18 protein-coding genes are annotated in these 20,721 nt (G+C 71.0%); 11 read left to right on the top strand and 7 right to left on the bottom strand.

Annotated elements, in window-relative coordinates; genetic code table 11:
- Window positions 1-2: 2 nt before the first annotated feature.
- Window positions 3-1,010, bottom strand: a complete 1,008-nt coding sequence (locus tag AB0A63_RS24070) for an adenylate cyclase (protein WP_360395324.1) — start codon at window positions 1,008-1,010, stop codon at window positions 3-5.
- 148 nt (window positions 1,011-1,158) lie between these two features.
- Here AB0A63_RS24070 and AB0A63_RS24065 point away from each other — a divergent pair, with 148 nt between their 5' ends.
- The 3 genes from AB0A63_RS24065 to AB0A63_RS24055 all read left to right on the top strand — a co-directional run bounded on the left by AB0A63_RS24065 (window position 1,159) and on the right by AB0A63_RS24055 (window position 4,046).
- Window positions 1,159-2,238, top strand: coding sequence for a mechanosensitive ion channel domain-containing protein (locus AB0A63_RS24065; RefSeq protein ID WP_360395322.1), 1,080 nt, complete (start codon window positions 1,159-1,161; stop codon window positions 2,236-2,238).
- A 67-nt stretch (window positions 2,239-2,305) separates the two neighbouring features.
- Complete coding sequence (locus tag AB0A63_RS24060; RefSeq protein WP_360395320.1) at window positions 2,306-3,652, top strand: MFS transporter; 1,347 nt, start codon at window positions 2,306-2,308, stop codon at window positions 3,650-3,652.
- A 118-nt stretch (window positions 3,653-3,770) separates the two neighbouring features.
- A complete protein-coding gene (locus tag AB0A63_RS24055) occupies window positions 3,771-4,046 on the top strand; it encodes a hypothetical protein (RefSeq protein ID WP_360395318.1) in 276 nt (91 codons plus the stop codon).
- A 60-nt stretch (window positions 4,047-4,106) separates the two neighbouring features.
- Here AB0A63_RS24055 and AB0A63_RS24050 read toward each other — a convergent pair whose 3' ends face one another.
- A complete protein-coding gene (locus tag AB0A63_RS24050; protein WP_360395316.1) occupies window positions 4,107-7,343 on the bottom strand; it encodes a S8 family serine peptidase in 3,237 nt (1,078 codons plus the stop codon).
- Window positions 7,344-7,608: 265 nt separating this feature from the next.
- Complete coding sequence (locus AB0A63_RS24045; protein ID WP_360395314.1) at window positions 7,609-8,115, bottom strand: hypothetical protein; 507 nt, start codon at window positions 8,113-8,115, stop codon at window positions 7,609-7,611.
- Between the two features lie 94 nt (window positions 8,116-8,209).
- Here AB0A63_RS24045 and AB0A63_RS24040 point away from each other — a divergent pair, with 94 nt between their 5' ends.
- Window positions 8,210-8,899, top strand: coding sequence for a hypothetical protein (locus AB0A63_RS24040; protein WP_360395312.1), 690 nt, complete (start codon window positions 8,210-8,212; stop codon window positions 8,897-8,899).
- Here the strand turns inward: AB0A63_RS24040 and AB0A63_RS24035 are convergent.
- On the bottom strand, window positions 8,838-9,326 hold the full coding sequence (locus AB0A63_RS24035) for a DUF6098 family protein (RefSeq protein WP_360395310.1): 489 nt from the start codon (window positions 9,324-9,326) through the stop codon (window positions 8,838-8,840). The two genes, AB0A63_RS24040 and AB0A63_RS24035, sit on opposite strands and share 62 nt — an antisense overlap.
- A gap of 413 nt (window positions 9,327-9,739) precedes the next feature.
- Here AB0A63_RS24035 and AB0A63_RS24030 point away from each other — a divergent pair, with 413 nt between their 5' ends.
- From AB0A63_RS24030 to AB0A63_RS24020, 3 genes are all read left to right on the top strand, one after another.
- Entirely contained in the window at window positions 9,740-11,395 is a 1,656-nt protein-coding gene (locus AB0A63_RS24030; RefSeq protein WP_360395308.1) for an FAD-binding dehydrogenase, read from the top strand.
- 69 nt (window positions 11,396-11,464) lie between these two features.
- Window positions 11,465-11,953, top strand: a complete 489-nt coding sequence (locus AB0A63_RS24025; protein WP_360395306.1) for an NADPH-dependent FMN reductase — start codon at window positions 11,465-11,467, stop codon at window positions 11,951-11,953.
- Complete coding sequence (locus AB0A63_RS24020; RefSeq protein WP_360395304.1) at window positions 11,950-12,417, top strand: flavin reductase family protein; 468 nt, start codon at window positions 11,950-11,952, stop codon at window positions 12,415-12,417. Before AB0A63_RS24025 ends, AB0A63_RS24020 begins: the two co-directional genes overlap by 4 nt.
- On the opposite strand, the gene AB0A63_RS24015 is transcribed toward AB0A63_RS24020, so the two are convergent.
- The 3 genes from AB0A63_RS24015 to AB0A63_RS24005 are packed head-to-tail and all read right to left on the bottom strand — an operon-like array spanning window position 12,406 to window position 15,642.
- On the bottom strand, window positions 12,406-14,121 hold the full coding sequence (locus tag AB0A63_RS24015) for an FAD/NAD(P)-binding protein (RefSeq protein ID WP_360395302.1): 1,716 nt from the start codon (window positions 14,119-14,121) through the stop codon (window positions 12,406-12,408). The two genes, AB0A63_RS24020 and AB0A63_RS24015, sit on opposite strands and share 12 nt — an antisense overlap.
- Window positions 14,111-14,863, bottom strand: a complete 753-nt coding sequence (locus AB0A63_RS24010) for an amino acid ABC transporter ATP-binding protein (RefSeq protein WP_360395300.1) — start codon at window positions 14,861-14,863, stop codon at window positions 14,111-14,113. The genes AB0A63_RS24015 and AB0A63_RS24010 overlap by 11 nt, the downstream gene beginning before the upstream one ends.
- On the bottom strand, window positions 14,860-15,642 hold the full coding sequence (locus AB0A63_RS24005; RefSeq protein ID WP_360395298.1) for an amino acid ABC transporter permease: 783 nt from the start codon (window positions 15,640-15,642) through the stop codon (window positions 14,860-14,862). Before AB0A63_RS24005 ends, AB0A63_RS24010 begins: the two co-directional genes overlap by 4 nt.
- 197 nt (window positions 15,643-15,839) lie before the next feature.
- Between AB0A63_RS24005 and AB0A63_RS24000 the strand changes: the two genes are divergently transcribed.
- From AB0A63_RS24000 to AB0A63_RS23985, 4 genes are all read left to right on the top strand, one after another.
- Window positions 15,840-16,937, top strand: coding sequence for an LLM class flavin-dependent oxidoreductase (locus tag AB0A63_RS24000; RefSeq protein ID WP_360395296.1), 1,098 nt, complete (start codon window positions 15,840-15,842; stop codon window positions 16,935-16,937).
- Complete coding sequence (locus AB0A63_RS23995; protein WP_360395295.1) at window positions 16,934-17,401, top strand: GNAT family N-acetyltransferase; 468 nt, start codon at window positions 16,934-16,936, stop codon at window positions 17,399-17,401. The genes AB0A63_RS24000 and AB0A63_RS23995 overlap by 4 nt, the downstream gene beginning before the upstream one ends.
- 2 nt (window positions 17,402-17,403) lie before the next feature.
- Window positions 17,404-18,285: an ABC transporter substrate-binding protein gene (locus tag AB0A63_RS23990; protein WP_360395293.1), complete on the top strand. Its 882-nt coding sequence runs from the start codon at window positions 17,404-17,406 to the stop codon at window positions 18,283-18,285.
- A gap of 384 nt (window positions 18,286-18,669) precedes the next feature.
- Window positions 18,670-20,706, top strand: a complete 2,037-nt coding sequence (locus AB0A63_RS23985) for an EAL domain-containing protein (protein ID WP_360395291.1) — start codon at window positions 18,670-18,672, stop codon at window positions 20,704-20,706.
- The last annotated feature ends 15 nt before the right edge of the window (window positions 20,707-20,721 follow it).

Below are 20,721 nucleotides of genomic sequence, written 5' to 3'. Positions count from 1 at the left end.
GGTCATTCTCCAGTCTCGGGGAGGGCGAACGGGCGGAACACCCGTGGCCCGTAGAGGTCTTCGAGCAGGTCGTCGTACTCGCCGAGCAGGTCGACGGCGTCCGGGCGGCGCCGCGGCTGGTCCTGCAGGCACCCGCCGGCGAACGCGAGCTGGCGTTTCTCGTCCGGCCGCAGCACCTCCCGCATCAGCAGGTGCGCCATGTGGACGTCGGTGGCCGCCGTGGCCGGGTGGCCCAGGCCGATCTCCGGCGGGTAGGTGGTCGTGCGGCTGGTGGCGAGGAGCCGCTGGCCCTCCTCGACGGCGAACGACCAGCCGGCCAGCACGATGCCGTGCTGCCGCGGGTGGACCAGGACGTTGTCCGCGGTGACGGCGCCGTGCACGAGACCGGCCTGGTGCGCGCCGGCCAGCGCTTTGAGCAGCCTGCGGTGCATCCACGCGTAGTCGCGGCCGTCGAGGCCCGCCGGGAAGGCCTTCCTGACCTCGGCGAGCGTCACGAACCCGTCCCGCAGCGGGTCGAGCACGGTGAAGGCGCGCGACCCCTTGGCGACGTCGCCGGAGGTGTCGAGCAGCCGCGGGTAGAACGGCCGCAGCCACTGGTTGCGGTCGGTGAACCGCTCCAGCCGCCGCAGCGCCTGCCACTCGCCGTGCAGCAGCGGGTTGAGCGCCGGGTTGCGCACGACCTTCACCACGTGCGGGCCGTCCGACTCGTACAGGTTGGCGATGCTGCCCCGCGCGAACGGCTCCCCGATGCGGTAGAGGCCCGTCCTGGTCCTGAGCTCGACGCGGGTGCCGTGCGCCCAGTCGTGGTGCAGGCCGGTCAGCTTCGCCGCCGCGGCGTGGGCCCGCGGGTGGTGCGGGCCCACCACGTCGGGGTGCAGGACCGAGGCCAGGGCGTGGTACCGGCGCTTGGCCTGCCTGCGGCCGGCCGGGTCGGTGGTCCGCGGACCGAAGAGGGCTTCGGGGGTCGCGGCACCTTCCACCTGGTCCAGGGCCTCGGTCGTCGTGAGCATGGTTTGAGTCTAAGAAACTCAAACTCGGATTGCAACGGCCGGGTGACCGGTGTGATCCGGACGACCTTCCCCTGTACGAGTGAGGCGGCTCATGGTGTCCCGCCGTCGGGACCACGGGTAACCGGTCCGGAACGGAAGGAGGAAACAGGTGCTGTTCGTGGTGCTCGGGTGTTCGGTGGTCTTCTCGTTGCTGGTGGTGGAGGTGGTGCACCGGCTGGTGCGGCGCTTCACCCACAGCGGGCGGATGTACCGTCCCGGGCAGGCGTTCGCGGCGGTGCTGGCCACTCAGATAAGCCTCAGCGTGTACCCGGTCGACGCGCCGGTCACGCAGCACGTCCTCGGCATAGCGCTGATCCTCGCCGGAGCGTGGTTGCTGGCCGCGCTCATCAGCACGCTCGTGGACGTGTCACTGGCGCGCATCCGCACGGACGTCACGGACAACCGGCACGCGCGGCGGGTGCACACGCAGGTCACGCTGGTGCGGCGGCTGGTGCTGGTGGTCATCGGCGTGCTGGCGGTCGGCGCGATCCTGATGACGTTCCCCGGTGCGCGGGCGGTCGGGTCGACGGTGCTCGCCTCGGCGGCGGTGATCGGCGCGGTCGCGGCGTTCTCGGCGCAGTCGTTGCTGGGCAACCTGATCTCGGGGCTGCAGATCGCGTTCAGCGACGCGGTGCGGCTCGACGACGTCGTGGTCGTCGAGGGCGAGTGGGGCCGGGTCGAGGACATCACGCTGACGTACGTGGTGCTGCACCTGTGGGACGACCGGCGGCTGGTGCTGCCGACCTCGTACTTCCTGAAGACGCCGTTCGAGAACTGGACGCGCACGCAGTCGGCGCTGCTCGGCACGGTGGAGCTGGACCTGGACTGGACGGTGCCGGTCGAGGCGATGCGGCACGAGCTGCGGTCCATGCTGGAGGGCAGCGACCTGTGGGACGGGCGGGTGTCCGTGCTGCAGGTGACGCAGGCGACGCAGGGGTTCGTGCGGGTCAGGGCACTGGTCAGCGCGGCGGACGCCGGCAAGCTGTGGGACCTGCGGTGTCTCGTGCGCGAGCACCTGGTCGACTGGGTGCAGCGCCAGCACGACGGCGCGTTGCCGCAGATCAGGACGCGCGCGGTCAGCACCGTCAGGCGGGTGCAGCCGCAGACCGACCAGCACACCGACGCGCGGGTGTTCGGCGAGAGCGCGGACGGGGCGCAGCGCGAGCAAGCGTTTGCGGGGCCCAAGTAGAGCGCATGTCGCGAACCACGTGCTGCTCACCGCGACCGCGGGAGGGTTGATCCACCACACTGGACCCATGAGAACCGGTGACCAGGTCGTGCAGGGCCTGCCGTGGCGGTGGCGTGCGCAGGGCACGATCTTCGTCATCGGCGGCCTCGGGTTCCTGTTCGACGCGTGGGACGTCACGCTCAACGCGTTCCTGATCCCGCTGGTCGGCGCCGAGTGGGGGCTGAGCCTCGGCCAGCGCGGCTGGGTCGGCACGGCGAACCTGATCGGCATGGCGGTCGGGGCGTTCGCGTGGGGCGCGATCGCGGACACCATCGGGCGCAAGAAGGCGTTCAGCCTCACGATCCTGATGTTCTCGGTGTTCACGGTCGCGGGCGCGGCGTCACCGGACTTCGTCACGTTCTGCGTGTTCCGGTTCCTGGCCGGCGTGGGGCTCGGCGGGTGCATCCCGGTCGACTACGCGCTGGTCGGCGAGTTCACGCCGGCGAAGGTGCGCGGGCGGGTGCTGGCGGCGATGGACGCGTTCTGGCCGCTCGGGGCGACGCTGTGCGGGCTGACCGCCGCCCACCTGGCCGGCCTGGGCAGCTGGCGGCTGCTGATGCTCACGATGGTGCTGCCGGCGCTGCTGCTGTTCTGGATCCGGCGCTCGGTGCCCGAGTCACCGATGTTCCTGGTCGCGAAGGGACGCACGCACGAGGCCAAGAAGGTCATCGACGACCTGGTCGCCAAGACCGGCGCACCGCACGAGGACTGGCGGCTGCCCGCGCCGCAGCAGCTGCAACGCCTCTCCCCCAGGGTGATGTTCGCGCAGCTCAAGGACATCTGGCGGTACGACCCGCGGCGCACGGCGGCGCTGTGGGTGCTGTTCCTCGCGGTGTTCCTGCTGTACTACGGCGCCGTCACGTGGCTGCCGAGCATCCTGAAGGCGCAGGGGTACGGCACGTACGCGGCGTTCATGGTCACGACGCTCACGGTGGCGGTGGGCATCGTGAGCGCGCTGGTCAGCGCATGGCTCGTGGACGTGTTCGGGCGCAAGTGGGTCATCGCGATCAGCGCGCCCCTCGCGGCGGTGGCGCTGGTGCTGTTCGCGGTGCAGCTCGACGTCGGCGGTGCCGCGAAGACGTGGATCACCGTGTACGGGGTGCTGATCCAGGTCACGATCCCCGCGCTGTACGCGTTCGCGCCGGAGCTCTACCCGACGCACCTGCGGGCCAGCGGGTTCGGCTGGGCGTCCACGGTCAGCCGGGTCGGGGCGGGTTTCGTGCCCGTCCTGTTCGGAGCGCTGCTGTGGCCGGTGCTGGGCCTGGCCTGGACTTTCGCGGTCATCGGCGCACTGGTGGTGGCAGCCGTGGTCGTGATGATGTTCGTGGTGCCCGAAACGCGGATGCAACCGCTCGCGGAGGCCGTTCCGTCCTAGGATCATGAGACGACCGCGGCTTGGGAGAAGACCGCTCGCCGTCGCGTTTTGCGCGCTGGCGCTCAGCAGCTGTGGTGCGAACGGGGCTCCAGCCGTTCCGATGGCGGAGGTGCCGACCGTGTCCTCAGCGAAGCCGGACCAGAACCGGATCGAGCAGGCGAAGCGCGACGGCCACCCCACCGTGCCACTGATGATCTCCGTGCAGCCGGGACGCGACGAGGAGGTCGAGCGGGCGCTGGTGGCGCTGGGCGCGGCCGTCGAGGCGCGCGATCCCAGGATCGGTTACCTGCGGGCCGAGATGCCGGTCGACAAGGTGGAGGACGCCTACCGGGTCACCGGTGTGTCCAAAGTGGATGTGGACGAGCCGCTGCACAACCGGCTCCCGGAACCGTGAGAAGCCCCGGGATCACGTGGACCCCGGGGCTTCTGCGGTTTCTGGCTGGTGCTGTCCTGACTAGCTGACTGCCTGGACGATCACCGCGCCGCGGCCGACGACGTTCTCGTCCGCCGTGCGCACCTCGAGCTCACCGCGCAGGACGCGGCCGGCACCCGGCTGGCCCAGCGGGGTGATGACGCCCGTGGCGTTCCACGACGCACCGGCGGCGCGGTCGGCGTTGGCGTCGGTCACGCTGAGCGTGCCCAGCGCGGCCGAGGTGTAGACGTCGAAGTAGTCGTAGGCGGTGGTGCCCGCGGGCACCGCGTAGCCGTCGACCAGGACGATCCACGTACCGGCGGCCGGGTTGGCGATCGTCACCGACTCCTCGGAGTCCGCGTCGGCCGACTGACCGGCGAGGACGCAGCTGCCCGTCGTGCAGTTGTAGACGGACAGGTCGAGGTCGGCAGCCTGGTCGGCGGTGTTGCCGATCGTGGCGGTCAGCTTCGACGCGCCGGCACCGACGACGACCTGGTACTGCTGCGACGCGAGGTTCTCGATCGTCGGGCGGGCCGTCTTGGCGCTGCCGACCGCACCCGCCGCGAGCCGGCCGGTGAACGCGGCCTGCGTGTTCGTGACGGTGTAGCTGCGCTCGACCGGGGTGCCCGCCGCCGCCGAGGCGATGACGTCCGGGTTCGGGCTGATCGAGGTGCCGAGCACCGAGGCGGTCACCGAGTACGGCGCCACGTCGGCGTCGGAGGTGCGGCGCGCCTCGACGACGATCTCCCAGACACCGGCCATCGGGTTGGTGACCGTGCGGCTGGTCGGGGTGCCACCGGCACAGCCGGCGCCCGCGTCCGGGTTGTAGCAGTTGGTCGAGGTGTTCGAGTCGGCACCGACGCCCTGCGGGGTGTAGCGCAGGAAGCGGACCTGGCCCTTGCCGGCCTCGGCGCCACCGGCGGCCATGTCGACCTTCAGCGCGGTCGTGCCCTTGGGGACGTCCACGAAGAGGCTGGTCGACTGGTTGCGCGCGATGGTGCCCGACTTGGTGACCGAGAACTTGTTGGCGGCGGTGAACTTCTGCGCCGCGAACACGGTGTTCAGGGTCTGCACGTCGACACCGGGGGTCTCGACGTCGTCGAGCTGCAGCACGGCGCTGTGCACGCCGGGCGTCTTCGCCTTGACCGTGACCGGGAACTGGACCGGGGTGTTCAGCGGCAGGAAGACCCAGCCGTCGGCGCGGAACGTGCCGTCGTCGCCCTTCCAGGTGACCCGCCAGCCCTCGACGTGGTCCTCACCGGTGGTGCGGGTCAGGGTGTACACGCGGGTGTACTCCTGGCCCACGGTCACGCCCTCGCGGTCGTGGATGCCGACACCGACGTTCGGGGTGGCCAGCAGGCCGCTCAGGACCGTGTTGACCGGGACCGAGACGTTCAGCTTGTTCGGCTTGGAGTGCTTGTCCAGCAGCGACCACGCGGCGTTCGTGTTGAACAGACCGGCGCCCTGCTCGTAGGCACCGAGGGTCTTCACGTAGTTCGCGCTGCGCTGGATCGCGTACCGCAGCTCGGCGCTGGTCGGACGCTCACCGTTGTGCTCGGCCTTGTACGCGCTCACGAGCAGCGCGGCGGCACCGGTCGCCTGCGGGGCGGCCATCGAGGTGCCGTTGAACATGGCGTAGCCGGGCGGGAGGGCGTAGGTGCCCGCCACGGGACCGGGGGCCTGCCAGCGCGGCGTGGTGGAGATCGCCGAGCCGGGCGCGATGATGTTCGGCTTGAAGCCGCCGTCCTCGGCGGGACCGCGCGACGAGAAGCCGTGCAGGCTCTGCTTCTGCTCGGTCTTCGAGCCGTAGTTGGAGAGCCAGGTCTCCTTGGTGATGTACGAACCGACGCTGACCGCGTCCGTCGCGACCGACGGGTCGCCGACCGTGTTCGCACCCGCACCCGAGTTGCCCGCCGAGATGAACAGCTGGACGTTGTACTCGTTGATGGTGCGGTTGTAGAGCTCGGCGCGGGCGTTGTTGCCGTCGTTGAGCGCCGGGAGGCCACCAATGGAGATGTTCACGACGTCGGCGCCGTTGCGCGCGGCGTAGAGGACACCGTCGATCAGGCCGGAGCTGGTGCAGGACGGCGTGGACAGGCAGGCCTTGATGGCCATCAGCTTCGCACCGGGTGCGGCACCGGCCATCTTGCCGTCGAACATCTTGTGCGCCGCGGTGATGCCGGCGACGTGGGTGCCGTGCGCGGCGCCCGCGATGCCCAGGTTCACGTACGGCGTGCCCTGGTTGTCGTAGACCGAGCGGTCGGTCTGCACGACGAACGCGACGCGGTCGACGACGTCGGTCGCGGGGTTGTCGGTGCCGAAGAAGCCGACGTCCTTCTTGACCTTGTAGTCGATCATGCGGGCGTTGTTGGTGAAGTTGCCGTCGCCGTCGGTGTCGACGAAGACTTCCTTCGTGGTGATGTCCTGGATGACACCGAACGAGTCGACGCGGTCGCCGTCGCGGTTGATGTCACCGCCGGTCTCGCTGTTGCTCAGGGAGAGGTCGCCCGCGGTCTCGCTGAAGAGGCCGAACGAGTAGGGGCCACCGGTCGCCGGAGCGGTCCACTCGCGACCGCCCTCGGTGAACTTGCCGACGCGGCCGGTCTTGGTCATGGCGACCCAGGTGCCGTCACCGGAGTTGGTGGCGTTCGCGTTGTACCAGTCGATGATCTTGCGCTCACCGGTGCTGGTGGTCTGCAGCGCCGGGTTCTCCAGGTCGATGCCGGAGTCGATCACGGCGATCGTGGTGCCGCGGCCGTCCCACTTCGGGTGCGCGGTGGCGAACTGCGCCGCCTGCGTGTCCTGCGTCGGCATGTACGGGTTGGTGCGCGGGGTCTTCGCGTCCGGCGCCTTCTGCGGGGCCGGCTGCTCCATGCCCTGCGGACGCGGGTCGTCGAGCTGGATCAGCCCGTCGACGTCCACCGTGCTGACGGAGGCGAGCTTGGCGGCCTTCGCCGCGTTGTCACGCGGGATGGTGACCTTGACGTAGTCGACGTCCTTCTCGGTCTTCTGGACCGTGGCGCCGAGCGCCTTCAGGTCGTTGACCGCGGCGTCGGTCTTGCCCTTCTCGGCCGCGACCAGCAGGTCGACGGTGGCCTTGCCTTCGGCGGCTGCCTTGTCGACCAGCTCGCGGTCGACCTTGTCGAGCTGCTTGGGAGCCTCGTTCGCGGGGTTCTGCTGCTGCGCGGTGGCAGCGGGGGTGGCGGCGAAGCCGAGCCCGGCAGTGCCCAGCACCGCGGTCAACAAGACCGTTCCGGTGCGGCGTCTCCAGTTCTTCACGGCGCGTGTGCCCTTCGTGGGGTAAAGAGTGTGTGGAAGCACATCTCTTCCCACGACGAGTGGCAATAGGTTCAACGGAGCATTGCCGAGTTCCACATTGGACTGTTCAGCCGCTTGAAAAGGCGCGCTTGAAGTGCTGCGCGTTTCTTCTTCGCAGTGGAACGAGCAGGTGCCTTCCAGTCAAGGGCTGATGGAGGGGAATGTCAAGAGGTGTGTCAACGGTGAACGTGCTTGCGGCGTAACGGCATCCCCGTCCAAAGCGATGCTATTTCCGAGAAATCGCGCGGCGCAGCCGGGTCCACAGCCGCGCCTGTTTTTGCGCTTTCGGCTGCGCGCCGCACGCGGTGCAGGTTTCCCGGTGCTGCGCCAACGCCTGCTGGAGCTCGGCGACCTGCTTCAGGGTCCGCGCGGGCACGACGTCCTTCTTGACCGAGAGCAGCGAGAGCTCGGTCAGCGGCCGCTTCCTGCCCGCCGCGTGCACGGCCGGCGCGATGGCGTGGAACACGATCAGGCTGCGCCTGCGGTCGGGCTCGATGGCCCGCACGTCGCACCACTGGATGGCGCTGGTGTGGTCGAGGCTGGTCGACTCGATGGCGTCGGGGGTGAGCTTCGTGCCCAGCCGGAAGCTGCGCCACGCGACGGTCGCGCCCATCAGGAACCACAGGCCGCCGAAGAGGTAGCCGTACCAGGGTCCACCCGCGGCCGCGACCGGTCCGGCAGCGGCGACCGCGGCGCCGAGCCCGAAGAGAACCCATCTCCACCTGGTGTGCATCTCCCCTCCAGGTGTACCGGATTCGTCCCGTTCCGACGAACGCGACCGGGTCGTTCGACACGACTGACGGCTGATCAGGCGCTACCTTGCGCCCATGGACCTCACGCCGGTCGCCGACGAGCTCTACGGGCTGACCCCGAAGGAGTTCACCGCGGCGAGGAACGCCGCGGCCAAGCAGGCGGACGACCAGGACCTGGCCAAGGCCATCTCCGAGCTGCGCAAGCCGACGGTGGGCGCGTGGGCGGTCAACCGGCTCGTGCGGGACGCGCCACCGGGCCTTCAGGAGGCGCTGGGGCTGTCCACGGCCCGGCTGACCATGCGGGAGCTGGGGCACAAGCGCAAGGAGCTGCTGGAGGCGCTGGTCTACCGCACGCTGGAGCTGACCGGGCCGATCACCGACGACGCGGTCACGCAGGTGCGCAACACGCTGACCGCGGCGATGTCGGACCCCGAGTCGGCGGAGCTGGTGCGCGCGGGGCACCTGACCAGGGGCCTGGAGTACTCGGGGTTCGGGTTCGCCCCGCCGGTGCCCGAACCCGCCGGGGACGACGGTGAGGACGCGCTGGCCCGCAAGCGGCGGGAACGGCAGGAGCGCAAGCGGGCCGAGGCGCAGCAGGCGTTGGACGAGGCGGAGCAGGCGCTCGGGGAGGCGCAGGCAGACCAGTTGGCGGCCCAGCGGGCGTTCGACCGGGCCGCCGAGCGGCTGGAGGACGCCAAACGGGTCACGGCGGCGGCGGAGAAGGCGCGGAAGGCGGCGGAGAAGCGCCTGGGTGACCTGTCGTAGAGCGGTCCAGCGGGCCCCACTCCGGGGAGCGCTGGGCCGCGACGAGGTCCTCGCAGGTGTTCAGCAGGTCGTCGTCGACCCACGCCAGCGGTGTCACGCAGCGGACCAGCGGCTCGTTGTCGGGACCCCGGCCCACCTCCTCGCCGCGCAGCACCCAGGCGCGCACGTCGGGCCCGCGCAGGTCGCGCAGGTGGCGGTAGTCGTACAGGCGGCGGGCCACCCACAGCTCGCGCGAGCGGTCGTCCCACCAGGGTTCGACGTGCAGCGGGCTCGCGGACAGGCCGGGCAGCTCCACGCCGGTCAGCGAGTCGCGGGACGTGGCGGCGGAGTCGGCGGCCGGCCCCTTCGACCAGCGCACGTAGACGTCGTCGCCGAGCAGGGCGACCAGCTCGGCGAGTTCCGTGATCGTCGGAAGCTCATCGGTCACACCTGCTCACGTACCCGGGAAAAGCCGACCTAGGCGTGCGTTCCTGAAGAGAACCTGAAGGATTTGAGCCCGGTCACATCGAAAGCCGACCGGAACACGGGCCGCCGGTTGTACGTTCAACAATGTGGTTGGCCGCGGACGCTCGAGTCCGCGCCAGGGCGATCCGGCACCCCCAGGCCGGAAAAGCCCTTCCGCAGGCGTTGTGCACTCGCGCCGCGGTCAACCCGCCGTCGACCGGCACACCGGAAACCCCCCTCACCGGTGGTGGCGGTCGGCGGCACCGGAAAGTGCGGTGCCCATTCCCCCCAGGGCACCGCACTTCACAAACTCGCCGGTGCGGTCGCAGCCCCTCCGCAGAAAGTGAACTTGATTCAGGTCTCGTGGCCCACCAGCGGTGGATCTAGACTCACCCGATGGCACATGACGCGGATGTCATCGTCGTCGGCGCGGGCCTCGCAGGTCTCGTCGCGACAGCGGAGCTCGCCGACGCGGGGCGCAGGGTCATCCTGCTCGACCAGGAGCCGGAGGCGTCGATCGGCGGTCAGGCGTGGTGGTCGTTCGGCGGGTTGTTCCTGGTGGACACGCCCGAGCAGCGCCGGTTGCGGGTCAAGGACTCGCACGACCTCGCACTGCAGGACTGGATGGGCTCTGCGGCGTTCGACCGGGACAGCGACCACTGGCCGCGGCTGTGGGCCCAGGCCTATGTGGACTTCGCCGCCGGCGAGAAGCGCCCGTGGCTGCACAACATGGGGGTGCGCTGGTTCCCGTTCGTGCAGTGGGCCGAACGCGGCGGCTACCTGGCGAACGGGCACGGCAACTCGGTGCCGCGCTTCCACGTGACGTGGGGCACCGGGCCGGGCGTGGTGGAGCCGTTCGAGCGCCGGGTGCGCGAGGGTGTCGCCAAGGGGCTCGTGACGCTCCGGTTCCGGCACCGGGTCACCGCGCTCAACGTCACGAACGGCGTGTGCGATGGCGTGTCCGGCGAGGTGCTGGAGCCGTCGTCGGTGGAGCGCTCGCAGCCGTCGTCGCGGACGGTCGCCGGAGACTTCTCGCTGAGCGCCCAGGCCGTCGTCGTCACGTCCGGCGGCATCGGCGGCAACCACGACCTGGTGCGCCGCAACTGGCCCGAGCGGATGGGCACGCCGCCGGAGTTCATGCTCGCGGGTGTGCCGGACTTCGTGGACGGGCACATGCTGGAGATCACCCAGAAGGCCGGCGGCGCGATCATCAACGCCGACCGCATGTGGCACTACCCCGAGGGCATCGCGAACTACGCCCCGGTGTGGTCGAACCACGGCATCCGCATCCTGCCCGGCCCGTCGCCGCTGTGGCTCGACGCGGACGGCAACCGGTTGCCGATCCCGCTGTTCCCCGGTTTCGACGCGCTGGGTGCGTTGCAGCACATCACCTCGAACGGCCACGGGCACTCGTGGTTCGTGCTGAACAAGAGGATCATCGGCAAGGAGTTCGCTCTCTCGGGCTCCGAGCAGAACCCCGACCTCACCGGCAAGGACACCCGTGCCGTGCTCAAGCGCGCGCTGCCGGGTGCGGTGGCGCCGGTCGAGGAGTTCGCCAAGCGCTCCAAGGAGTTCATCCAGGCCCGCACGGTCGCGGACCTCGCCCGCGGCATGAACGCGCTCACCGGCGACACGCGCATCGACGCGGCGGCGCTGGAGAAGATCATCGTTGAGCGCGACCGGCAGGTCACCTCGGGCCTGGGCAAGGACATGCAGGTCAACGCGATCCGCGAGTCCCGGCACTTCCTGACCGACAAGCTGATCCGCGTCGTCGAACCGCACCGGCTGCTGGACCCGAAGGCGGGCCCGCTGATCGCCGTGCGGCTGTCGGTGATCACCCGCAAGACGCTGGGCGGCCTGCACACCGACCTGTCGTCGCGGGTGCTCGACAACGACGGCCGGCCGTTGCCCGGCCTGTACGCGGCGGGCGAGGCGGCCGGGTTCGGCGGTGGTGGCGTGCACGGGTACCGGGCGCTGGAGGGCACGTTCCTCGGCGGCTGCCTGTTCTCCGGGCGGGTCGCCGGACGCGCCGCCGCTGACGCGGTTTCCTAGGAAGGGCAAGGGGCTCCCGCGTGGTGGACGCGGGTTGACGGTCCCCCGGCTTGCGGCTGTGCTGGAGGCATGACGCAGATCGGTGTTCTGGTCGGCAACCCGCGGCCCGCCTCGCGCACCCTGCAGGCGGCGCTCGCCCTGCGCGAGGCCATCGCGGCGGCACTGGGCGTGCCCGGCGACGGACCGGTGGTGGACGCGGCGACGATCGCCGCCGACGTGTTCACCCGGCCGGAGACCGTCAAGGCGGCGCTGGCGGCGCTGGGTGCGGCCGAGGTGCTCGTGGTGGCGACCCCGACCTACAAGGCCGCCTACACCGGCCTGCTGAAAGCGGTGCTGGACCAGGCACCACCGGGGTGGTTGAGCGGCAAGGTCGTGGTGCCGCTGCAGATCGCGGCCGCGGACAAGCACGCGCTGGCCGTGGAGGTGCACCTGCGGCCGGTGCTGACCGAGCTCGGGGCCGTGGTGCCGCAGGCGTTGTTCCTGAACGAGAGCGCGCTCCCCGCACACGCCACCGACTTCGCGCTGCACGCCGGTGTCCTGAAGGCGCTGGTCCGGTGAAGGACCAGCTGCGCACCGCCCTGCGCCACCACGCCCAGGCCGTCACCATCGTCACCGCCACCGGCCAGGACGGCCCGGTGGGCACGACCGTCAGCTCGTTCACCTCGGTGTCCTTCGAACCACCGCTCGTGGTGGTGTGGATCGGCGAGGGCGCGTCGGTGTGGCCGGTGCTGCGGACGGCACCGCTGTTCGCCGTGCACCTGCTGGGCACGGCGCAGACGGGCCTCGCGGACCTGTTCGCCACCAAGGGGGTCGACCGGTTCGGCGCCGGCACCCGCTGGGAGTCCGACGCCGACGGGGTGCCGCACCTGCTGGACGCGCCGGTGCGGCTGCGGTGCCGGACGGTGCGGCGGATCGCGGTCGGCGACCACGTCGCGCTGGTCGGGGAACCGCTGGACATCACGCACTCCGACCTCGCGGCGCCCCTGGTGCGGCACCAGGGGCGCTACACCTCAGTCGCCTGACGCCTCGCCCAGCTGCCGCAGGACCGCCCTGGCCATCGCGTCGTTCTGGCGGAAGGCCGGGGCGTTCGTCTGCGGCCGGGAGAACGCGGCGAACGCCTTCCCGGTCGTGTACGGGCCGACGGCGAAGCGGACCGGGTCCTCCTCGCCGCGCTCGTTGACCAACCGGCCCTCCGCGGACACGCGCACCTGCCCGGCCGTGTCCTCGGAGACGTCGCCGACCGCCCGCAACGACTTCAGCACCGGGTCCGCCGTGCGCGACAGGACGTGCGCGGGCAGGCGGGCCTCGACCAACCCGTTGGCGCGCACGACCTCCGGGGTGGTGGCGCTGCCCGCGAGGAACGCGCCGTCGACCGCCTCGACCCACATGTCCGCGCCGAGGAACCGCACGACCCCCGCCCGCGACAGGGCGAGCAGCTCCTCCAGGCGGTCCGGTGGCGGGCCGGACGCGAGGTAGCTGAAGTAGCCGTGCCACCAGCCGTCGGTCTCGCGCAGCCGCACCTCCGGCAGCTGGCCGTAGACCGACAGCAGTGCGAGGAACGCGCCCAGGTCGGCGCTGTGCCGCGGGTCCGACCGGCGGGCGACATCGGCGGCTATGTACTCGCGCAGGTGCTCCTGGAACTCCTCGCCGGTCTCGAACGTGCGGCCGTCCAGCGGGCGGTCCAGGCGTTCGAAGTCGATGCGGTCGGCCGGGTCGGGAACGGCGCGGGCCTCCAGCGCGCGCATCTCCCCGCTGTACCAGGGCACCGCGGCGAACGCGGCGGTGAACTCGGCGAACGGCACCCGCACGCGGTCGGGATGGCCGGTGAACAGCTCGTGGTAGTGGCCCCAGGCGACCTCCTTGGCGATCAACGGCCACACGTCGGCGCGGAAGTCCCAGCGGTGGCCCCGCAGGGCCTCCGCGGTGAAGAAGCGCGGCAGCACCGGGCGTTCGCCCTGCAACCGGTAGCCGGTCTTCGAGTGGTACGGCACCCCGCGCCGCGAACCGACGAACAGCCGCGGCTCGGAACCCGATGGCACGTAACGCATGTCGGCACCGGAACCCTCGAACCGGCCGCCGCGGCCCTGGGTCAGCAGCACCATCAGGTCGATGAACGCCAGCCCGAAGCCGCGCAGCACCACGCCGCCGGTCACCTGCGAGAGGTCCGCGTCCGCCGAGTAGAGCGGCGGCACGTAGACCAGGCCGTGCGCGGCGGCGTGGTCGGCGAGCTTGCGGTGTTCCGGCTCCGGTTCGGCGTCGAGGTGACCGAGGGCCAGCACCAGCACGTCGGCGACCAGCGAGGTGCCGTCGTCGAGGTGCACCCAGTTGCCGACGGCCTTCACCGCGCGCGCCCGGTGCACCCGCACGGTGACGTTCGGCGGCATCGAGGAGACGACGTGCTCGAAGAACCACTCCAGGTACCCGCTCTGCACCTGCCGCGACGGGAACGACGTCGGGTCGACGTCACCCCACTGCGCCAGCGACGGGCCTTCGCGCACCGGGCCGAGACCGGTGAAGCTGGAGTCGGTGAACACCGTGACGTCCTCGGCCATGGAGTTCATGCGCAGCAACGGTGACTGCGCGTGCCGCCACACCCGGCCGGCGCCAGCGGGGAACGGGTCGACGACGTGCACGACCAGGTCCAGCGCCGGTGCCAGCGCGGCGATGCGTTCCAGCAGCCCGGCCGCGCGCGGGCCGCCGCCGATGACGACGAGGTCAGAGGACACGGGCCAGGAACTCCCTCGTGCGCGGGTGCGACGGTGCCACCAGCACGGTCGACGGCGGGCCCGACTCGACGACCTGCCCCGCGTCCAGGAACACCACGGTGTCGGCGACCTCGCGGGCGAAGCCGATCTCGTGCGTCACCACGACCATCGTCTGACCGGCCGCGGCGAGGTCGCGCAGCACGTCCAGCACCTCGCCGACCAGCTCCGGGTCGAGCGCGGAGGTCGGTTCGTCGAAGAGCAGGACCTTGGGCTCCATCGCGAGGGCGCGGGCGATGGCGATCCGCTGCTGCTGCCCGCCGGACAGCTCCGACGGGTACGCGCCCTCGCGCCCGGCCAGGCCGACGCGGGCGATCAGCGCGCGACCCCGTTGCACCGCAACGTCCTTCGGCACGCCGAGCACCCCGATCGGCGCCTCGGCCACGTTCTCCAGCGCCGTCAGATGGCCGAACAGGTTGAAGTTCTGGAACACGAACCCGATCGCGGCGCGCTGCCGCTGCACCACCCGGTCCGGCAGCTCGTGCAGCTTGCCGCGGTGGCGCCGGTAGCCGATCAGCTCGCCGTCGATCTCCACCTCGCCCGCGTCGAGCCGCTCCAGGTGGTTCAGCACCCGCAGCAACGTGGACTTGCCCGACCCGGACGGCCCGATCACGCACGTCACGGACCCGGCGGGCACCGACAGGTCGACCCCGCGCAGCACCTCGGTGGTGCCGAACGACTTGTGCACGTCCCTGATCTCGATCACGACCGCACTCCTCGCGCGAAGTACCGCTCGACGTGGTGCTGCGCGAGGCTGAGCAGGCTGGTGACGATCACGTACCAGACCGTGGCGACGACGAGCAGCGGGATGACCTCGTAGGTGCGGGCGTAGATCAGCTGCACCGAGTGCAGCAGGTCCTGCACGGCCAGCACGGACACGATCGACGTGCCCTTCAGCGTGCCGATCAGCAGGTTGCCCGCGGCCGGCACGATGGCGCGCATCGCCTGCGGCAGCACGATCCTGCGCAGGACGCGGACCCGGCCGAAGCCCAGCGCCCGCGCGGCCTCGACCTGACCGGCGTCGACCGACAGGATGCCGCCGCGCACGATCTCCGCCGCGTAGGCCGCCTCGTGCAGCGTGAGGCCGATCACCGCGGCGAGCAGCGGGCTGATCCCGGCGCCGAAGTTGAACCAGAACAGCAGCTGCACGATCAGCGGCACGGACCGGAAGAGCCAGACGTACCCCCACCCCAGCGCGGACAGCACCGGGTTGCCGGACAGCCGGAACGTCGCCAGCACGACACCGAGCAGGAAGCCGAGCACCAGCGTGACCGCGGTCAGCCACAGCGTGGTGACCAGACCGTCGACCACGGCGGTCGCGGTGAAGTAGCGCGCGACGACACCCCAGTCGAGGCCGGTGGCGGCGGCGTGCACGAGCCAGCCGACCGCGGCCAGCGCGAGCACCGCGGTGACCACCCGGCCCGGCTTGCGCGCGGGGACGATCTCAGCAACGGGACGCGTGCGCACGTCCCCCAGGACGCTCATGGGCGGAGTCTTTCCGTTGAAGGGCAACAGGAAGCAAGCCGCGCCCCTCAACGCGAACACCACCACGGTACCCCGCGTGTGCAAGCAGATCCCGCTCTGTGGACGTCGTTGACCGCTCCTGCCGCCGGTGTTGCACTCGAAAGGCGTTCCCCTCAACGCGCTTCCGCCACCCACCCACCACGATCTGGGGATCCGCCATGCCAGTCGAGTTTCTCGGGATCGCCGCGACCAACAACGGCTCGGAGACGACGCCGCGGTCCGGCGGTGCGTTCGACAAGGACTACACGATCAGGCTCGCTCGCGCGCACGAGGACCACGGCTGGGACCGGGTGCTGTTCGCCTACGGCTCCGGTGCCCCGGAACCCGCGTCCGCCGCCGCGTACCTGGCGAGCAAGCTCGACCGGCTGGAGATCCTGCTGGCGCACCGGCCGAACGTGTCGTACCCGACGTTCGCCGCCAAGACGTTCGCGACGCTCGACCAGATCAGCGACGGCCGGCTGACCGTGCACTTCATCACCGGCGGCACCGACCACGAGCAGCAGCGCGAGGGCGACTACCTGACCAAGGACGAGCGCTACGGCCGCACCCGGGAGTACATCCAGATCGTGAAGAAGGCCTGGACGTCCCGCGAGGCGTTCGACCACGAGGGGGAGCACTACCGGTTCGCGGACTTCGTGAGCGACGTCTTCCCGGTGCAGCAACCACGTCCGAACGTCTCGTTCGGCGGCTCCTCCCCCGCCGCGTACGCCGCCGGTGGCGCGGAGGCGGACATCTTCTGCCTGTGGGGCGAGCCGCTCGCCGACACCGCGCAGCAGATCGAGGCGGTCAAGCAGGCGGCGAAGGAGGCGGGCCGCACCGACGTGCCGCGCATCCAGGTCGCGTTCCGGCCGATCATCGCCCCGACCGAGGAGCTGGCCTGGGAGAAGGCACACCGCACGGTCGACCGGATCGAGGCGCGCAAGGCCACCGGCCCGCTCAGCCGCAGGCACTCGCTCACCAGCCCGGAGAACACCGGCTCGCAACGGCTCCTGGCGGTGGCGGACCGCGGTGAGCGCTTCGACCGTGCACTGTGGACACCCACGGCGCGGGCGACCGGCGGAGCGGGCAACTCCAACGCGCTGGTCGGCACGCCGGAGACGGTGGCGCAGGCGCTGCTGGACTACTACGACCTGGGCGTGGACATCCTGTCCGCCCGCGGCTACGACCTGCTCGACGACGCCATCGACTTCGGCCGGTACGTGATCCCGCTGGTGCGGGAGGAGGTCGCCAAGCGGGACCGGGCCCGCGCCGCATGACCACCCTCGAAGTGCGCCGCGTCCGGCAGTGGGACCCGGACGCGGCGCCGTTGGTGGCCGGCCTCACCGAGGAGTACACGACCCGCTACGGCGCCTCCGGTGCGCGTGAGATGAAACGGGCCGCGCACGTCTTCGAGCCGCCGCACGGGCAGTTCCTGCTGCTCGTCGAGGCCGGTGAGGCGGTGGCGGGTGGTGCGTTCATGCGGTTCGACGACGAGACCGCCGAGCTCAAGCGCATCTGGACGCACGCGCTGCACCGCAGGCGCGGGCTCGCGCGGCGGGTGCTGGTGGAGCTGGAGGGCGAGGCGGTGGCGTTCGGCTACCGGCGCATCTTCCTGACCACCGGGCCGCGGCAGCCCGAGGCCAAGCACCTCTACCTGGCGACGGGGTACACGCCGCTGTTCGACGTGACCGCCGACCCGCTGACCCTCGACCACCTGGCTTTCGAGAAACACCTGGGGTGACCGTGCACCGCTCAAGACTCGTCCTGCTCACCGGTCTGCTCGCGCTGACCGCCGCGTGCGGGCAACCGCAGGCGGCACCGGAGCCCGGCATCGCGAGCGGGGTGGCGAAGGACGCCGAGCTCGCGAAGCTCGTGCCGCAACGCCTCAACGGCAAGCTGCGGATCGCCTCCAGCATCGGCGGCACGCCGCCCAGCGCGTTCTACGCGGACGACGGCAAGACCGCGCAGGGCGTGGACATCGACGTCGCCGACGCCGCCGCGAAGCTGCTCGGCCTGGAGGTCGAGCGCCAGGCCGCGTCGTTCGAGGCGATCCTGCCCGCGCTGACCAGCGGCAAGTACGACGCGGGCACCGGCAACTTCGGCGTGACCGAGGAGCGCAAGAAGACGATCGACTTCGTCACCTACATCAACGACGGGCAGGGCTTCGCGGCGCGCAAGGACAGTGCGCTGCAGGACGTGAAGAAGCTCGACCAGCTGTGCGGGCTGAAGATCGGCACCGGCACCGGCACGACGTTCCAGACCACTCTGGAGCGCAACAAGGAGGTCTGCGCGGACGCCGGCAAGCCCGCCTACGAGGTGCAGGTGTTCTCCGACACCGGCGCCACGCAGCTCGCGCTCAAGCAGGGCCACGTGGACGTGATCATGAGCACCATCAACGGGCTGCGCCACCTCACCGCGAACCAGCCGGACTTCCGGTTCCTCGGCGAGTTCCGCAGGCTCGACGTCGGTTTCGCGCTGCCCAAGGGCTCCGACCTGGCGCCCGCGTTGCGGCAGGCGGTCGACCGGCTGATCTCCGACGGCACCTACCAGCGCATCCTGCGGCGGTGGGGCGTCGAGCCGTCGGCGATCCCGCGGTCAGAGCTCAATCCCGCCGAACACACCTGATCGGGTGATGGCGGATCGGCGGTGGACACGGACAGCGGCGGCGCGCCGGTGAGACCCGGACGCGCTTGAAGTGCACGCGGGGAGCTTTCGTGCACCAAGAGCGCACGAAAGGGCCCCGCGTGCGGTCCGAAATGCACAGCAGCCGATTTTCAACAGCCCGGAAGAGTGAAATTGTGGCGCTCGGACCGAATCTCCCGGTTCGGTTGGACAGGTTCCAAGTGATCAGTAAGCTTGAGCGTTGGACCCACGCCCGGTGGTGGTGCGGAACGGAACTGTCACCCGTTCGACCGAATCTGGCGGAAGTGGGTTGCGGGGCGTATCGATTGGCGCCCGACGATCGATCACCAGATCACACCGGTCCCCACGAATGGCCACCTGAGCCGAATGAACACGGTCGACAGCAGAGAGCCCGCCGTCCGCTGGGCGGCGGCGATCTCCACCACCCTCCTCGCCAACCTCACCCGCGAGAAGCTCGAACAGCTGCTCGGCGGCTACGTCGAGCGGTTGCTCACCGGTGACGTCGACGAGGCCCGCCGGGTCGGCCGGTCCATGGTCGCGCACGACCTCATCTCCTCGGCCACGCTGGAGCTGACCCTCACCCACCTCGGCGAGCACGCGCCGGTCAGCGCGGCCCAGCTCGGCGCGCTCGCGGCCGGCTTCGCGGAGGGCCTGCGCGACCGCACCCTCGACCAGCAGGAGCTCAGCCGCACGGCCGCGATCAACGCGATGCGCCGCGCGGAGAACGCGGTGCGGGCGAGCGAGGCGAAGTTCCGCGCGATCTTCCAGGGCTCCGCGTTCCCGATCGTGGTGGTGGGTCTCGACGGCCTCGTCGCGGACGTGAACGAGGCCGCGCAGACGATGCTCGGCTACCGGCGCGACGAGCTGGTCGGGATGGCCGGCCGCGACCTCGCGCACCCCGACGACCGCGCCGCGCTGCGCGAGATCGGCGAGCGGCTGATCCACTCCGACCTCGACCACGTGGTGGTCGAGAAGCGGATGGTCCGCAGCGACGGCGAGACCATCCAGACGCACATGGCCATCTCGCTGGTGCTCGAGGACGACGAGTCGCCGCCGTACTTCGTCACCATGATCGAGAACATGAACGAGATGCGCGCGCTGCAGACGCAGCTCGTGCGGCAGAGCCTCAACGACATGCAGACCGGCCTGCCCAACCGGGCGCAGTTCCTCGGCTGGCTGGAGGGCGCGGTCGGCACGAAGGGCCCGGAGGCGCTGGCGCTCGTGCAGGTCGACGTCGACGGGTTCCGCGGTGTGAACGACGCGTTCGGCCACGAGGTGGGCAACCGGGTGCTGATGGGCGTCGCCGGTCACCTGCGGGCGGTGTTCGACGGGGTCGGCAAGGTCGCCAGGATCGGCGAGGACGAGTTCGGCGTGCTGATCAAGGACCCGCGGGACGTGGCGGGCGTGGTCGCGCTGGTCGAGGAGTTCTCCCGGCGGCTGGAGGAACCGACCTGGATCGGCGGCAACGGCATCGGCGTCACGTGCAGCGCCGGCGTGGTGGCGCGGGCGGCCCGCGGCGGTGACGCGGGGGACCTGCTGCGCGCGGCGGACGTGACGGTCGGCTGGGCCAAGCGCGACGGCAAGGCGCAGTGGGCGCTGTACGACCGGGAGCGCGACCTGCGCGACCGGGAGAGCTACGCGCTGGCCGCGTCCATCCCCGGCGCGCTGGAGGAGGGGCAGTTCCGGGTCGGCTACCTGCCGGTCCACTCGCTCACCGACTCCTCCGTGCCCGCGCTGGAGGCGAAGATCGTCTGGGACCACCCGGTGCACGGCGTGCTGTGCCCGGACGCGTTCCTCGACCAGAGCTCCGCGAACGGCATGGTCGTGCGGCTCGTGCGCTGGGCGCTGGAGGAGGCCTGCGGTCAGGCCGGCCGGTGGTACGCCGAGCTGGGCGACGCGGCGCCGGTGCTGTCGATCGACCTGCCGCTGCGGCTGTGCCAGGAACCGGAGCTCGTGGCCGAGGTCGCACGGGTGCTGGAGCGCACCGGCCTGCCCGCGACGCGGCTGCGGTTCGAGCTGAACGAGCGCATGTACGCGTCGCTGACCGATGTGCAGCTGGAGGAGCTGACCATCCTCGCCGAACGCGGCATCGGGCTGGTGCTCGACCAGGTGAACGGCGGCAACGTCGGCGTCGACCGGCTGCGGCTGCTCCCGTTGAGCGGCGTGAAGTTCACCGGCTCGGTGGTGCAGGGCCTGGCAGAGGGCGCGAACCGGGTCGAGGAGAGCGCTGCCGTGACGCTGCTGCGCTGGGCGTCGATCCTGCGGGTGCCGCTGCACGCCGACGGGGTGCGCACGGCGGTGCAGGCGGAGCGGCTGGCGGCACTGGGCGTGATCGGCGGGCAGGGACCGCACTTCGGTGCCGTGCTGACCGCGGACGAGGTGGACCGGCTCCTCCTCACGTGATTCTTATCAGGGATT

Origin of the sequence: Lentzea sp. NPDC042327 (assembly GCF_040647275.1) — a bacterium.
Classification (GTDB): Bacteria; Actinomycetota; Actinomycetes; order Mycobacteriales; family Pseudonocardiaceae; genus Lentzea.
Note: the sequence above shows the minus strand (reverse complement) of the source record. Positions and strands in the feature narration are given on the sequence as shown.